This is a genomic window from Microbispora sp. H10949 (assembly GCF_014161435.1).
Classification (GTDB): Bacteria; Actinomycetota; Actinomycetes; order Streptosporangiales; family Streptosporangiaceae; genus Microbispora; species Microbispora triticiradicis.
This window is the reverse complement of sequence record NZ_JABBWZ010000003.1, coordinates 394490-410082: the sequence shown is the minus strand read 5'-3', so window position 1 is coordinate 410082 and position 15593 is coordinate 394490. Positions and strand designations below refer to the sequence as shown.

Annotated in this window: 11 protein-coding genes; 10 read left to right on the top strand and 1 reads right to left on the bottom strand. The window is 72.2% G+C overall.

Translation table 11 applies throughout. The features are described 5' to 3' along the window. Positions 1-45: 45 nt before the first annotated feature. From HHX40_RS09300 to HHX40_RS09255, 10 genes are all read left to right on the top strand, one after another. The gene (locus HHX40_RS09300; RefSeq protein WP_182880195.1) at positions 46-480 is read left to right on the top strand and encodes a roadblock/LC7 domain-containing protein; all 435 of its coding nucleotides are present in this window, start codon (positions 46-48) and stop codon (positions 478-480) included. After that, complete coding sequence (locus tag HHX40_RS09295; protein WP_117409594.1) at positions 477-833, top strand: DUF742 domain-containing protein; 357 nt, start codon at positions 477-479, stop codon at positions 831-833. Before HHX40_RS09300 ends, HHX40_RS09295 begins: the two co-directional genes overlap by 4 nt. Before the next feature lie 4 nt (positions 834-837). Beyond that, positions 838-1437, top strand: coding sequence for a GTP-binding protein (locus tag HHX40_RS09290; RefSeq protein WP_220498882.1), 600 nt, complete (start codon positions 838-840; stop codon positions 1435-1437). Continuing rightward, on the top strand, positions 1434-2759 hold the full coding sequence (locus tag HHX40_RS09285) for a cytochrome P450 (protein ID WP_310738006.1): 1326 nt from the start codon (positions 1434-1436) through the stop codon (positions 2757-2759). The genes HHX40_RS09290 and HHX40_RS09285 overlap by 4 nt, the downstream gene beginning before the upstream one ends. A 9-nt stretch (positions 2760-2768) precedes the next feature. Beyond that, positions 2769-3743 carry an aldo/keto reductase gene (locus HHX40_RS09280; RefSeq protein WP_182880193.1) on the top strand — a complete coding sequence of 325 codons (975 nt, stop codon included), beginning with the start codon at positions 2769-2771 and terminating at the stop codon, positions 3741-3743. 82 nt (positions 3744-3825) lie between these two features. Further along, positions 3826-4359, top strand: coding sequence for a GNAT family N-acetyltransferase (locus tag HHX40_RS09275; protein WP_182880192.1), 534 nt, complete (start codon positions 3826-3828; stop codon positions 4357-4359). Between the two features lie 75 nt (positions 4360-4434). Next, entirely contained in the window at positions 4435-6120 is a 1686-nt protein-coding gene (polX, locus tag HHX40_RS09270; protein ID WP_182880191.1) for a DNA polymerase/3'-5' exonuclease PolX, read from the top strand. Positions 6121-6261: 141 nt separating this feature from the next. Then, entirely contained in the window at positions 6262-7722 is a 1461-nt protein-coding gene (locus HHX40_RS09265) for a ComEC/Rec2 family competence protein (protein WP_182880190.1), read from the top strand. Positions 7723-7740: 18 nt separating this feature from the next. Continuing rightward, positions 7741-9102, top strand: a complete 1362-nt coding sequence (locus HHX40_RS09260; RefSeq protein WP_182880189.1) for a hypothetical protein — start codon at positions 7741-7743, stop codon at positions 9100-9102. Positions 9103-9114: 12 nt separating this feature from the next. Then, positions 9115-14565: a hypothetical protein gene (locus HHX40_RS09255; protein WP_182880188.1), complete on the top strand. Its 5451-nt coding sequence runs from the start codon at positions 9115-9117 to the stop codon at positions 14563-14565. A 124-nt stretch (positions 14566-14689) separates the two neighbouring features. Here HHX40_RS09255 and HHX40_RS09250 read toward each other — a convergent pair whose 3' ends face one another. Further along, positions 14690-15592, bottom strand: coding sequence for a helix-turn-helix domain-containing protein (locus HHX40_RS09250; protein ID WP_182880187.1), 903 nt, complete (start codon positions 15590-15592; stop codon positions 14690-14692). Between the last annotated feature and the right edge of the window lies 1 nt (position 15593).

Sequence of the window (15593 nt, the reverse complement as noted above, 5' to 3'; positions counted from 1 at the left end):
GCAGGGGGCGTCCCTCCCGCGCCGAAGGGGCACCCCGTCGTTTCTATGAGCACAACCGACGCTTCGCACACCACCGATCGTGACTTCGACTGGCTACTGGAGAACCTCAAGAACAAGACCCCGGGGATCAGGCATGTGCTGGTGCTGACCAGGGACGGCCTGAAGATGAGCTTCACCGCCGGCCTCGGCCGGGACGGGGCCGACCAGCTCTCCGCCCTGGCCGCCGGGATCCAGAGCCTCTCGCTGAGCGCCTCCGCCGAGTTCGGGGACGGCATCGGAGCGGGGCAGGCGATGGTGGAGTTCGCCGGCGGACTGCTGCTCATCGTGCCGGCCGGGGACGGCGCGCACCTGGCCGTGGTGGCCGAGGAGGACGGCGAGGTGGGGCTCATCGCGCACAACATGAACGAACTGGTGGAGCAGATCGGGGTGTACCTCACCGCGGCACCGCGGCAAGCGGAGAACAGCGACGACCGCGGATGACACGGCGAGCCATCGACCAAGAAGACCCTGACCGGCTCTACACGGTCACCGGTGGGCGTACCAGCGCCGATGAGAAGACCTTCGACTCCGTCTCCCTCATCGTCAGCGAGTGCGCCCCGACCCCCGGTATGCAGTCCGAGCACATCAAGATCCTGCGGATGGCCCAGCGGCCGACGGCGGTGGTGGAGATCTCGGCGGAACTGCGGCTGCCGGTCAGCGTGGTGAAGATCCTGCTGTGCGACCTGCTGGACACCGGTCGCATCACCGTCCGTCATCCGTCGATCGCCGCACAGGCCGGACGACCGGATCCCGAAATCCTCAGGCAGGTGCTCGTTGCACTCCACAACCTCTGACCAGATGGCGGCCACCACGCGAACGCCGCTGCGCACGACCGCCGCGGACGCCCTGAAGATCGTGATCGTCGGCGGGTTCGGGGCGGGAAAGACGACCATGGTCGGCTCGGTGAGCGAGATCCGCCCGCTGAGCACCGAGGAGCTCATGACCCAGGCGAGCGTGGGCATCGACGACGCCAGCCGGGTACGGACCAAGTCGACCACCACGGTTGCCTTCGACTTCGGCCGGATCACGCTGAACGAGAGCAGGGTGCTCTACCTGTTCGGCGCGCCCGGTCAGCAGCGGTTCTGGTTCGTGTGGGACCAGTTGTTCGCCGGCAGCCTGGGCGCGGTCGTCCTGGTGGACGCCCGCCGCCTGGAGGATTCCTGGTACTCCATCGACCGGCTGGAGCACCACCGGACCCCGTTCGTCGTCGCGGTCAACCGCTTCACCGACGGGCCCACCCTGGATTCGGTGCGCGAGGCGCTGGCACTGTCGCCCGAGGTCCCGCTCATCGAATGCGACGCGAGAGAGCGGTCCTCGTCCAAGCACGTGCTGATCACGCTCATCGAGCACCTCACCCGCACCTACGACCAGTTGCCCGCCCGAGAGAGCATGCCGTGACGAACTCCCCTCCCCTGCCCGAACCCCCAGACCCGTACGCCGCCTCGCCCGCATCGCGGCATGCCGAGCGGAGACGGGAGCCGCTGGAGGGATACGCCGACCACGCCGATGCCGTACCACTGCACGCGTCACTGATCGGCGACGACCCGACCGCGCTGTTCCAGGAGATGCGCCGCGAGCACGGCCCCGTCGTCCCCGTTCTCCTCGACGGCATGCCCGTCTGGTACGTGATCGGTTATCGCGAGCTGCACCATGTCACCAGCCAGCCGCAGTTGTTCAGCCGCGACCCCAGGCGCTGGAACCTGCAGGACCTCCTCCCCCCTGACTGGCCGGCGCGCCCGTATGTGACGTGGCAACCGTCCGTGATGTACACGGAGGGGGCCGAGCACCAACGGCGGATCGGCGCCATCAGCGACGCGCTGGACAGCGTCGACCGCACCGAGCTCGCCCTGATCTGCGAGCAGATCGCCGACCACGCGATCGACGAGTTCTCCGGGGACGGCCAGACCGACCTGATCTCCCAGTACGCCGACCGGATTCCGGCTCAGGTCATCACCCGGCTGTTCGGGCTGGCGGAGACCGACCTGCCGGAGCTGGTCAAGGACGTCAACCACGTGCTGAGCGGGGGCGAGGAGGCCCTCCCGGCGGTCACCCGGATTCTGGACAAGCTAAGCCGGCTCATCGCCGACAAGCGCGCCCTGCCGGGCCACGACCTCACCTCGCACATGCTGGCACACCACGCGCGGCTCGCCGACGAGGAGATCGTCCAGGACCTGATCATGACGATGATCTCCTCCCATGACAACTGCTCCAACTGGATCGGCAGCACCCTGCGGCTGATGTTGATGGACGACCACTTCTCGATGAGCCTGCAGGGCGGCCGCAGCAGCGTCGGCGAGGCGCTGAACGATGTGCTGTGGAAGGACCCGCCCACGCCGAACATGCCCAATCGCTGGGCCGTGCAGGACTGCGAGCTGGCCGGGCGGCGCATCCGCCGTGGCGACATGCTGGTGCTCGGTGTCGCCGCGGCCAATGCCGATCCGCAGGTGCAACCGGCCGCGCATGCCGGCTCCGGCGCCAACCGGGCGCACCTGGCCTTTGGCCACGGTGAGTACGGTTGTCCCTTCCCCGCGCCCGAGCTCGGCGGGATCATCGCCAAGACGGCCGTGGAGGTCCTCCTCGACCGGCTGCCCGACGTCTACCTCACCGTGAAACCGGACGCGCTGCGATGGCGCCCTTCGCTGTGGGTTCGCAGCCTGGAGGCCCTGCCCGTACGGTTCAGCCCGGCCGTGCCGACCGGCCGGGGCCCGTGGGGTGAATAGGGTGCTCACATGGAATACGGACGACTTGGCACCACTGGTTTGAAGGTCAGCAGGCTCTGCCTCGGCATGATGAGCTACGGGGAGCCCTCCAAGTGGGGCGGCTGGGCCCTGGAGGAGGATCTCGCCGAGCCCATCGTCCGCAGGGCCGCCGAAGGCGGGGTGACGTTCTTCGACACCGCCGACATGTACTCGGCCGGCGTCAGCGAGGAGGTCACCGGGCGGCTGCTGCGCAAGATCTTCGCCCGGCGCGACGACTACGTGCTCGCCACCAAGGTCTACTTCCCGATGGGCGAGGGCCAGAACGACGGGGGCCTGTCCCGCAAGCACATCATGTCGGCCGTCGACGCCTCCCTCACCCGCCTGGGCACCGACCACGTCGACCTGTACCAGATCCACCGGTGGGACGACGAGACGCCGATCGAGGAGACGATGGAGGCGCTGCACGACGTCGTCAAGGCCGGCAAGGCCCGCTACATCGGCGCCTCCAGCATGCGGGCCTGGCAGTTCGCCAAGGCCCAGCACACCGCCGACAGGCGCGGCTGGACCCGGTTCGTCTCGATGCAGAACCACTACAACCTCCTGGACCGCGAGGAGGAGCGGGAGATGATCCCGCAGTGCCTCGACCAGGGCGTGGGACTCATCCCGTGGAGCCCGCTCGCCCGCGGCCTGCTCGCCCGCGCCGGCCAGACGGCCGACACCGCGCGGCAGACCGGCGACGGCGCCCGGCAGCGGCAGCTGTACGGCGGACCGGCCGTCGAGGAGATCCTGGACCGGGTGGCGCGGACCGCCGCCGACAGGGGCGTCTCGCCCGCCACCGTCGCCCTCGCGTGGCTGCTCGGCCGTCCGGGCGTGACCGCCCCCATCATCGGCGCGACCAAGGAGCACCACGTGGACGACGCGCTCGCCGCGGTGGACCTCACGCTGACCGAGGAGGAGATCGCCTTCCTGCAGGAGCCGTACCAGGCCAGGTCGCCGCAGTACTAGCGGGCCGCCCCGCCGCGGAGCGGCAGGCGGGTCACGACCGAAATGCGTTGCCGGGGCCGATGACGGGCGGCAGGCTGTACGGGTGCTGATCCGACGTGAGAACCCCGGCGACGCCGAGGCCGTGCGCGAGGTGGTCGCCGCCGCCTTCGCTCCGCACCAGGAGGCCCGCCACCCGGGCCGGCCGCACGTGCCGCCGGTAGAGGCGGTCCTGCTCGACGAGCTGCGTACGGACCCGGGCTGGCTGCCGGAGCTGTCGCTCGTCGCGCCGGCGCGGGACGGCGGGATCGCGGGTCACGTCCTCTGCACCAGGGCCCACGTGGGGACCGTGCCCGTGGTCGGCCTCGGCCCGCTGTCCGTGCATCCCGCCCACCAGCGGCGGGGAGTCGGATCGGCGCTGGTGCACGCCGTGCTCGGGGCGGCCGAGGCGCTCGGCGAGCCGCTGGTGGGGCTCCTCGGCGACCCCGCCTACTACAGGCGGTTCGGCTTCGAGCCCGCCTCGGCGCACGGCGTCGCGGCGCCGGACCCGTCCTGGGGCGAGTTCTTCCAGGTGCGCGTCTTCGGGCGGTCCGCGCCGCGCGGACCGTTCACGTACGCCGAGCCGTTCTCCCGCGTGTGACCGGCCTCTGACCATGCCCTCTGACCATGCGCCTGGCCCCGGTTCCTGTCGTACGGCTGCCGTACGCTGGCGGACATGGGACGGGCCAATGACGAGGCGGCCGCGGCGCTGCAGGAGTACGCCGAGCTTTTCGCGCTGAACGGCGGGGACGCGTTCCGGGTGCGCAGCTACCAGAAGGCGGCCAAGTCGATCGCGGGGTTCCCCGGAGACCTCGGCGAGACCGACGTCCGGTCGATCCCCGGGGTGGGCGAGGCCATCGCCAAGAAGGTCGAGGAGTTCCTCGCGCGGGGCAGCTTCCGGCAGCTCGACGACCTGCGCGCGCGGGTGCCCGAGGGGGTGCGCAGGCTGACCCGGATCCCCTCGCTCGGCCCGAAGAAGGCGCTGTTCCTGTTCCAGGAGCTGGGCATCGACTCCCCCGCCGCCCTGGCCGAGGCCATCCGGGCCGGCCGCCTCGGCGGCGTGCGCGGCTTCGGCGCCAGGACCGAGGAGAACCTGCTCAAGGGCATCGAGCACATGGAGCGGTCGGGCGACCGGGTCCACCTCGGGATCGCGACGGACCTCGCCGAGCGGGTCGTCGCCTCGCTGCCCGCCGAGAGGATCGCCGTCGCGGGGTCGCTGCGGCGGATGCGCGAGACGATCGGCGACATCGACGTCCTCGCCGTCGGCGATCCCGGCCTGATGGACCTGTTCGCCCGGCAGCCGTACGTCACCGAGGTCATCGCGAAGGGCGAGCGGAAGACCTCGGTGCGGACCGACCGCGGCCTGCAGATTGATCTGCGGCTGGTCCCGGCCGAGTCGTGGGGCGCCGCGCTGGTCTACTTCACCGGCAGCAAGGAGCACAACGTCCGCATCCGGGAGATGGCGGTCAGGAAGGGCTGGAAGCTCTCGGAGTACGGCCTGTTCGACGGGGAGCGGCTGATCGCGTCGGAGACCGAGGAGGAGATCTACCAGGCGCTCGGCATGCGGTGGGTGCCTCCCACGCTGCGTGAGGACGGCGGGGAGGTGGAGGCCGCGCTGCGCGGCGAGCTGCCGCGTCTGGTGGAGCTGGGCGACCTGCGGGGCGACCTGCACACCCACACCGACCTCACCGACGGGATCGCCTCGCTGGAGGACATGGTCGCCGCCGCGGCCGCCCGGGGCTACTCCTACTACGCGGTGACCGACCACGCGCCCGACCTGGTCATGCAGCGGATGACGCTCGACAAGGCCCTCGCCCAGCGGGCCCGCATCGCCGACCTTCAGGCGAAATATCCGGACATGCGGTTGCTGCACGGCAGCGAGCTGAACATCGCTCCCGACGGCTCGGTGGACTGGCCGGCCGAGGTGCTGGCCGGGTTCGACGTCTGCGTGGCCTCGGTGCACTCGCACTTCACCCAGTCGCGGGAGGAGATGACCCGCCGTTTCGTCACGGCCTGCGAGAACCCGCACGTCCACGTCATCGGTCACCCCACGACCCGGAAGATCGGCAAGCGGCCTCCGGTGGACGCCGACTGGGACGCCGTGTTCCGCGCCGCCGCCCGGACCGGCACGATCATGGAGATCGACTCCTATCCCGACCGGGCCGATCTGCCCTCCGATCTCGTGCGGCTCGCGCGCCACCACGGCGTGACGTTCTCCATCGACAGCGACTCCCACGCCATCCCGCATCTGGCCCACCAGAGGTACGGCGTGGGCATCGCCCAGCGGGCCTGGCTCACGCCGGACGACGTCGTCAACACCTGGCCGCTCGACCGGCTGCTGGCCCGTCTGGGCGGCCGGTGACCACCCCTTCGCTCTCGGGTCCCACGATCTCCCGGCCTCCCCACAGCGCGTCGTCGGCGGGCGCCGACGGCTTCACCTATGGTCATCGGGAGAAGACGGACGTACCGTGAGCCGAGCGATCACCTAGCGAAGAGGTGGCCGGTGGCCGTCAGCGCACGACTGGAGATCCATCAGATCAACGTGGGGCAGGGCGACTCCACCCTGATCGTCAACCGCGATCTCGGCAAGGTGGCCGACGCGATCCAGGCCACGTCGGGCCTCGTACTGCCTTCCGAAAAGATCGACTATGTTCCCTACGCGATCCAGCACGGCGTTTCCCTCGACGGCACCGTCGCCAAGGCTCTGCTCATCGACGGCGGCGACGACGAGTACGGCGGTGACGTGATCGACTACCTGCGCGCACACGGCGTCCTGGAGGGCCGGCGCACGGGTTACCTCGGAAATCTGACGGTCCTGGTCAGCCACCATCACGACGACCACATGGCCGGGCTGCGCAGCCTGTTCAAGCAGCAGGAGCCCGCGTCGTCCAAGGCGAAGGGCGGGAAGGCGCCCGGCCTGACGGCGAGGTACCAGCCCGGCGCGGTCTTCCATGCGGGTCATTTCGGTGTGCGGGCCCCCGCGTCCGCCCGCTACGACGCCTTTCTCAAGGACCTCGACCAGGCCCAGACGATCCGCACGAGGAACCGCACCGTGGTCCACACGCTCACCACCGGAGGGCTGGAGAACGGCGTCCCCGCTGTGATCGATCTGGGGGCCGGTGCGGACGACATCCCCATCAGGGTCCGCGTACTGGCCGCGGCGCAGGGCGTCTACGACCCGGCCATCAAGCAGGTCACCGAGATCCGTTCCGTCGGCTCGGCCGTGGACCAGAACGACCGGTCGGTCGTCGTCATGGTGGAGTACGGATCCTTCCGGTACTTCGCGGGCGGCGACATCGCGGGCAACGGCGGCCCTCAGGGAGGCAACATCGGCCAGAACGCGATGCAGAAGTCGGGCAAGCGGTACTACTCGGTTCACGCGGACGTGGAAAGCGTTCTCGGACCCGTCCTGGAGTCGGCGTTCCCCATGACCCAGACGTACACCGCCGGGGTCGCCAAGTACCCGTGGCCCGGCTACTGCACCGTCATGAAGGCCAACCACCACGGCAGCTCCTCCAGCATGGACGTTCACCTGCTCGCGACGTTGCGTCCGCTGATCGTGCTGATCAGCTCGGGAGTGAAGGCGCGCTTCCACCGTCACCCGACACCCGAGGTGATGCGCCGCCTGGCCGGCGCGTGGACCGACCGGAAGGGGAAGTCCGTGCCCAACTCGGTGGCGCAGGTGTACCTGACCGAGGTGGCGTCGCGGGTCCGCAGCAAGGCGTTCGCCACCCAGCTCGGCACCGCGCGGGTCCTGGGCGACATCGTCGTACGGCCTGTGGACGAGACCGTCACCGCGCTGCAGAAGGCCACCGCGTCCGGCGGGGAGCTGAAGGTCCAGGTGTACGGCACGGGGGTCAGCACCACGATCTACGACCGTCAGACGTCCCTGTGGCCGACCGAGACCGTCAAATCGCAGGACAGGTATCCGATCGGGCCCTGGATGCACACCGACACCCACTGACCGGGACGGAGGCGGGGCGTGGCGCTGGACGCGGAACTCATCGACGGCCGATGGCACCTGCGGGGTGTCACCCCGACCAGCGGGCCGGTGCTCCTGGGGCGGTGGCACTTCCGCGTCGGAGACCACTGGGTCGGCTTCGACGACGACTTCAGCGAGCCGTTCGTCATGCGCGCCTTCTTCGACCCTCCCGCCGGCACGACCAGGCGGGAGGGGTACGGCCACGTGGGCTACATCCAGTTCATGCGCATGACCCACCACGGCAGGCCCATCCCGCCGCAGGTGTTCGGTGGGCGGCTGGCCGACCGCGAACCGTACGCGCGCGAGAAGGACAACTATCGGTTCGTGGACATCATGGGCCCGAAGGATCTGAAAGCGTCCGGCCTCAGCTCGCCGTTCTACGCGTTCAACGCCTGGCTGAGCGACCCGTCGCTGGGCAACGTCCCGGCCTCCTACGCGGTCCACCCGCTGCCGAACGGCTCGCTGTACGTGCCCGGGGCCCCCGACCCCCGCGCGTCCACCTGCGCCTCGATCGTGGCGCCGGTCACGCCCGGGCTGCTCACCAGAGGCCGCATCACGAAGGTCCTCGAAGGCCGCGATCCCGCCAGGGTCGTCGAGGTCGACAGGGCCGACGTCCGCGGGCGTGAGCCGTACCGGATCGCCCTGGACGAGCTCACGGGCGGGGGCGGGCCGCTCGCCGGGCTGGACGAGAGGGGCCTTTCGGCGCGCGCGATCGGCGAGTACGTGCTGCTCGCGCTCCCCGACGACGAGGATCTCGGCGAGACGCTGGTGGTGCGCGGGGAGCAGTGGCGGGGCACGGGGACCAGGGTCAGCGTCCACGTACTCAGCGCGTACGAGATGCGGGATCTTGAAGGCTGCCTCGGCAGGGCCGCCATGCGGCGGATCAGCGACCATCTGGCGTCCCACCAGTGGGACCGGATCCGTGCCGCGACGGGCCGCGGCACCAACGGCCTGCTCCGCGACTCCTTCGACGTCACCTCCGGCGACAGCGGGCCCTTCGACCCAGCGGACGTCGACGACGTCACCTTCGTGTACACCACGATCGTCTACGGCGTGTTCCCGCACCAGCAGACCCTCTCGCGACAGCACAGGGCGATCAGCGGCATCGTCTGGCGGGCGGGCTACCGCTGGGACGAGGACACGGGACGCCTGTCGCTCACGACCGTGGTCGCGCCGGAACCCGCGACGGTCGGCCAGAAAGACGTGCTGCTGTTCAACGTCCGCAACGCCTCGACGAAGGCCACGGCCGCCGCCGTCGTGGACCCCTACGAGTTCACCACCGCGACGATGCGGCGGCAGCCGTTCGGCGGCGGCGACCCCGTCGCCTTCGTGACGCCGAACGGCGAGGCGATCACCCCCTGAGGAGCTGTTGCGATGCCCGGCCCCGTGCCCGACCTCGTCCTGGCGGCGTTGCGCGACCGGCTGGTCGCGGCGCGGACCCCGCTCCCGGCCCCGGACACGGGTTTCTCCTACCCGCTGAACGCCACGACGCTGCCCACCGGCAGCGACGGTGACCCGGGCGCCGTGCTGAGCGTCCTGACGGGCGCACTCGGCCCGGCGCCGGTCATCCAGGCGGGCGAGCCCGCCCTCGCGGCGGGCGTGCTCGTCCTGGACGGCCGGTCGGCGGTGCTCGGCGGCGGGCGCCCGCAGCCCACCACGCTGACCTTCGACGTCATCGCCGACGGGAGCCTGCGCGCCACCTGGGCGGTGACACCGGACGCCGGCTGGGCGCTGCCCGACGCGTTCCCCGCGCTCGGGGACGGCCCCTGGGAGACGGTGCCCCTGACCGAGGTGGTGCTGCTGTGCACCACGTACGCGCACGCGGACGACCGCGCCGCGGCGCAGCTCCGGCCGGGCCTGAACCTGTGGGCGACGCTGACGGTCGACCCGGCCCTGCGGCACGCCGGTGCCCGCGATCCCCTCACCGTCCGGGTCGGCGGCCCGATCACGGTCGGGGCGGCGGGATCGGCGTCGTTCACCTTCACCGGAGACCGCCCGCTCGGCGCGCTGCGGATCACGCGGATCGGGCAGGCGCCTCTCACACTCACCGAAGGCGTGGTGGCCCTGACCGCGGAGCCGGTCATGACGATCAGCGGCCGTGTCCGGCTGGGCGAGCAGGTCCTGGACGCCGTCGTGGACGTGCCGTCGGGCTGGGAGACGATGCTCCGGCTGGTCCTCACGCCGCCGGACGACGCCACGCTCGGCGCCCGCGCCGCGCTGAGCCTGCTCGCCGAGGCGGACGTGCCTGCGGCCTGGCTGCCCGCCGCGCTGCTCGACCTCGCGGGCGCGCGGGTCAGCCGCTACGAGCTGCTGTTCGACCCGTCCGGCGAGGAGCCGTCGCAGGCGGCGTTCACCCTGAACTTCGCCACGGCGGCGCGGTGGACGCCGGTGCGCGGCCTCGACCTGGCCGTCACCGCGCCCGTCCTCACGGTCACGGTCAACAGGGCGGCGTGGCGCGGGCGTGACCCGATCACGGGTTATGGGGCGAGCCTGCAAGGCACCCTGCTGGTCCGCGACCGGCCGTACACCGTGCTGGCGGAGGCCGGCGAGGACGGCCTGTGGTGGCTGACGGCGTCCGGCGACGTGCCGGGGGTGGACGTGCTGGCACGCCTGGCGGGCGTGGGTCAGGCCGAGGCGCTGGAGGTCCTGCCCCCCTCGCTGCGCGAGCTCGGCGACCTGCGCACCCCCGCGCGGATCGCGATCGCGGTCGACCCCGGGAACCAGGCGCTCGCCGAGGTGTGGTTCCGGCTCGCGCAGACCCGCCCCTGGCCCCTCGCCGGGGGCGCGATCACGGTGTCGGGCTGGACGGCGGACGTGGAGATACACCGGGACGACGGCTCACGGGCCGTCCGGGGCCTGCTGTCCGGCACGGTCGGCCTGGGCTCCACGCGGCTGGAGGTGACGCTGCCGCTGCCCGCCGAGGAGGGCACGCTCACCCTGGAGCTGGCCGAACCCGTGACGCTGCCGACGCTGGGGCAGGCGCTGGCCGTGCTCGGCGTGCGCCCCGCGGGGCTTCCCACGGCGCTGGACACGCTCGGCGGGCTGTCGGTGACGGCGTTCACGGTCTCCGCCGACCTCGCGGCGACCACGATCGTGGGCCTGTCGGTCATGGCGGAGCAGGCGGCCGACTGGGAGATCCTGCCGGGGCTGACGGTCACGGGGGTGCGCCTGGCGCTGGCGACGTCGGCCACGGAGGCGGTCGCGGGCGCGGTCTCCGGCGTGGTCGTGCTGGCCGGGCGGCGGGTGGACGCGGCGATGCGCCGCAACCCGGGCGAGGGGCCGTGGACGTTGTGGATCGCCCAGGCCGACCGTGTGCACGTGCGCGGTTTCGCCGAGCTGGACACCTGGCTGGGACCGGCGGCGCTGCCCTCCGGTGTTCCCGCGAGGCTGCCGTTCGCAGGCGGTCTCGACGTCGGGGAGGCGCATGTGCGGTTCGGCGGGCCGGGCGGCACGGTCGACGAGGTGGGGGTGGTCGTCCGTACGTCGGACCCCTGGCCCGTGGGACCGGTTCCGCTGACCCGGATACGGGTCGCGCTGACCGTTCCCTACCCGATCTCGCCCTCGACCGTCCACGGCGAGATCTCGGCCGTGGTGACCATCGGCGGGGTGCCGATCGGAGTCGGCGCCGCCAGGCCGGCGGACGGCGACTGGGTGTTCACCGGCACGCTGCTCGACGGCCTGTCCGTCGACGTCGTCGCGGCGGCCAACACCGCGGGCTCCGGATTCGCGCTGCCCGCCGGCGCGGTGGCGCGCGGCCTGCCGGCGACACTGACCGTCCGGCGCGCCACCGTGACCGCCGTCCCCGCCATGGGCCGGTTCGCCTTCACCGGCGACATCGCCCTGAAAGCGTGGCCGGTGACCGTCGGCGGGGCGAACCTGCTGCTGGCCGCGCTGACGGTGGCCGTGGAGGTGCCGGACCGGGACGCCCCCGCCGAAGCCCACATCGGCGCGGCGTTCGCCTATGCCGGCATCAACGCGGCGGTACGCCTCAAGCTGGGCGGTCCCGATCGTGCGCTGGTCCTCGACGGCGTGGTCGCCGACGCCCGGACGGTGGACCTGCCGGCGGTGACCGGTGGACTGGCCTCGGCCGCCACGGCGTGGACGCAGAGCGCGCCACCCGGCGCTCCCTCGCTCGTCTTCGGCGGCTCCGCCGTCCTCCGTCTCGACGTGCCGGGATCCCGTCTCCTGCTGTCCGGCTCCGTGCACTACGGCACGGCGACGACGGCCGGCGCTCTCGTCTACACCGAGGGCACCGGCGTGTACGCCGTCGCGCTGTCGATCGGGCCGGGGTTCAGGTTCGGCGACCTGGTTCCCGCGCTGGCGGCCGTCGACGACGTCCTGCACGTCACCGAGGCGCGGCTGATCGTCTGCGACGCGGGCGGCCGGTCGCTCGGCGACCTCGCGACGGCCACGAACGCCGTGCTCGGCGAGCTCGCCCCCACCGGCCCGCGCCCGCTGGACGGACTCGACGAGTCCACCCTCTCGCTGCACGCCGGGGCGTACTTCACGGCCTCGGTCGATTTCACCCGGCCGGGCGTCTTCACCCGTCTGCTGCAGATCGGCGACTCCGGGAGCACGCCCGTGGTCCACGTCACGGCCCAGGTCGACCGCCTCACCCCGGCCGCCACGGCCTTCACCGCCGGCCTGCCCACGATCACGCTGCTCGGGCGAGTCGCGTTCGCGGGGCTCACCCTGACCTACCGCGGCACGGACGCGCACCGGCTCACCCTCGTCGGGCAGGTCAGGCTGCTCGCCCTGTCCTCCGCCGCGTACGCCTTCGACGTGCGGCTGACCGTGGACGACACGGGAATGACCGGCATCGCCACGAGCGGCCAGCAGATCGCCGAGCCGCTCGGGCTTCCCGGGATCACCCTGAGCGCGCTGTCGCTGGAGGTCGGCTACAGATGGGCGACCGCGGACACCCCGCGCTCCACCCGGCTCGTCCTGCGTGGCGGGCTCCGGCTGGGACCGGCGCCCGCGCCGGGAGGGCAGGACACGCGGCCCGCGCTCACCGGCACGCTGGTCCTGCGCGACGGCGCCCCCGTCCTGTTCCACGTGACGCTGGCCGCCGACCTGTCCATCGGCGACTTCCTCACCCAGTGCCTGACGGGCGCGGGGGCGTCCTGGCCCGGCGCCTACGTGGACGTGACACTGCTGGCGGGCACCCGGCTCTCCTACTACGTGGCGGCGGCGGACCCGGGCGGCGCGTACGCCGGGGCCGCGACCCCGCCCTTCGAGGACGGCTTCACGGTCGCGGCCACCATCCGCGTGACGCTCGTCGACCCGGTGACCGTGCGCGGACTGATCAGGGTCGTCAAGGAACAGGCGGGCGACGCGTCCTACTCCGCCGTCGAGGCCACCCTGGCCCTGCCGTCCGCCGTCGACCTGGGGCCCGTCTCGCTGGCCGGCGGCGGCCCGCCGCCGGTCGCAGGGCCGTACACGGGAGGACCGTCACTGGAGCTGCGGACCGGGCGCACGCCCAGCCTGAGCCTGATCACCGGGGTGAACTTCCTGGGCGCGCCGTTCGTGAGCGCCGCGGTGACGGTGCGGCGCGACGACGGCCGGACCAGGTTCTCCGGGACGGTCACCGCGGCGCGCGGCCCGGCCCCGTTCCGCGACGCCCAGTTCAGGCTGACCTGTGCCAGTGGTCCGGGCCGGGCGACGCAGCTCACCGTGGACAACTGGCCGAGTTTTCCCTGGCCGCGCGCTCTCGTGGACGTCGTCCAGACCATCAAGGACATCTGCGGAACGGGCGGATCGCCATGCGGGCGGATCAGCGAGGCCGTACAGGCTGCGTTCGACACGACGTTCCACCTGGCGCCGAGCGCCGCGCTGGAAGGGACGTCGCTGGTGTTCACGCTGACCGGCACGTATGACCTGACCGTGCGCGGCGCCGCCGGGCCGTTCCTGGCCGTGACCCTGCCCGCGCTGACCGTCGGCGTCCCCGTGACGACCCGCTGGGAGGACCTGCCGGAGGTGCTGGCGTCCGGGGTCGCGTCCTCGTCGGCGACCGTCGTACGCGACCTGCTCCGCCGGTCGGACCAGGCGGCGCTGCTGCTCGCGATGGCGTTCGGCCCCCAGGCGCTCGCGGTGGGCCTGAAGCTGGCGTGCGACGAGCTGGTGGACGCCGGGGTGGCAGCCGCGGCCGACGCCGCCGCGGCGGCCATCGCGGCGGCCGGCGGAGTCATCGCCGCCGGGGCCGTCACGGCCGCCTCCGCCGCCGTGGCCGCCTCGCTGGCCGACTCGCGCTCCCGCGCCCCGGCCCGCGACAACGGGCCCCTGCCCGGCCACGTTGCGGTGAAGCACCTGTCGTACGGGGCGGGGAACTTCGCCCTCGCCTGGGACGCGGCCAGGGGCGCCACCGGCTACGAGGTCGAGGTGCACGCCCCCGGCGGGGGGCTGCTCGCCCCTGCCCTACAGGTGACCGGGCGATTGACGGCGGCCGTGCCGGTACGCGTCGAGGAGATCACCCCGGGCGTGCACACGGGACGCGTGCGCGCCCTGCGCGGCACGACCACGGGCGATTGGGCGGCCATCGGCGTCTCCCTGCTCGACCCGCCCCGGGGCGTGGTGGCGTACTGGGGTGCAGCGTCGGTCCTGGTGTTCTGGCAGGCGTCGCAGGGCGCGGCGGCGTACGAGGTGCTGATCAGCGACGAGAGGGGTGAGGAGGTGGCCCGGGTGCGGAAGACGTCCGGGCTGAAGGAGGCACCCGCGCTGACCCGCCGGGACGGCTGGCCCTTGTGGGTGCAGGTGCGCGCCATCGCAGGCGAGGTGGGCCCCTGGTCAGAGCTCGTCCCGGTGGCCGACCAACCCCCCGGGCGCTGACCGGTCAGTCGGCCGCGGCATCCTCATCGAGACCGAGCCCCGCCTGCCCACCCGGCCGCGTCCCTGAGCCGGCAGCCATCACGCACGGACCAGCGCAATCGGCGTCGACGCACCAACCGCCCTCTCAGAGTTCCCGGAGGATCGCCTGGAGCAGGGACTCGGTGTTCCTGGCGGGCTCGGCCTGCACGCTGAGCTCGCTCATCACGACGGTGTAGTCGTCGACGTCCTCCTGCTTGTCGAGGTAGAGAGCGCCGCTCAGCTGCTCCAGGTAGACGACGTCGGAGAGATCGGGCTCGGCGAACCGCAGGATCGTGAAGGAACCCCCGGCGGCGGCGTGACCACCGGCGCGGAACGGCAGGATCTGCAGGGTCACGTCCGGTCGCGCGGAGACCTCGATCAGGCGCTCGATCTGGCCGCGCTGCACAGCGCGGCCGCCGACGGGACGGCGGAGCGCCGCCTCGTCCATGACGGACCACAGCCGGGGCCCGTCGGGGTGGTCGAGCAGCCGCTGACGCCGCAGGCGGAGGCTGACCCGGCGGTCGATGTCGGACATCGACGCCCTTCTGTGGCGCACGCGGAAGACCGCGCGGGCGTACTCCTCGGTCTGCAACAGGTCGTTGACGAACTGCGCCTCGAAGGTGCGGATGGTGGAGGCGGCCTCCTCCAGCCCGACGTACGGCCCGAACCAGCTGGGCAGCAGGTCGTTGTACTGGTGCCACCAGCCGGGCACGGCGGCCTGCCGCGCCAGTTCCAGCATCGTCTCCCGCTCGGCGCTGTCGGTGACGCCGTAGAGGGTGAGCAGTTCGGCCAGGTCGTGCTGCTTGAAGGGAATGCGGCCGAGCTCCAACCGGCAGATCTTGGAGTTGGAGGCGCGGATCGCCCGCCCCGCCTCGTCCCGGCTGATGTTCCTGCTCTCACGGAGGCGGCGTAACTGCCCGCCGAGCATCATGCGCAGGACCGTCGGTCCGCCCCGCGGCTGAGCCGGTCGTCCGTCCGTGAAGGTCGTCCCCGCTCCAGCCGAGATCATC

Excerpts from the sequence above, each read along its gene's own strand:
- HHX40_RS09300 (WP_182880195.1), top strand. The coding sequence starts at position 46 with ATGAGCACAACCGACGCTTCGCACACCACCGATCGTGACTTCGACTGG.
- HHX40_RS09295 (WP_117409594.1), top strand. The coding sequence starts at position 477 with ATGACACGGCGAGCCATCGACCAAGAAGACCCTGACCGGCTCTACACG.
- HHX40_RS09290 (WP_220498882.1), top strand. The coding sequence starts at position 838 with ATGGCGGCCACCACGCGAACGCCGCTGCGCACGACCGCCGCGGACGCC.
- HHX40_RS09280 (WP_182880193.1), top strand. The coding sequence starts at position 2,769 with ATGGAATACGGACGACTTGGCACCACTGGTTTGAAGGTCAGCAGGCTC.
- polX (WP_182880191.1), top strand. The coding sequence starts at position 4,435 with ATGGGACGGGCCAATGACGAGGCGGCCGCGGCGCTGCAGGAGTACGCC.
- HHX40_RS09255 (WP_182880188.1), top strand. The coding sequence starts at position 9,115 with ATGCCCGGCCCCGTGCCCGACCTCGTCCTGGCGGCGTTGCGCGACCGG.
- HHX40_RS09250 (WP_182880187.1), bottom strand. The coding sequence starts at position 15,592 with ATGATCTCGGCTGGAGCGGGGACGACCTTCACGGACGGACGACCGGCT.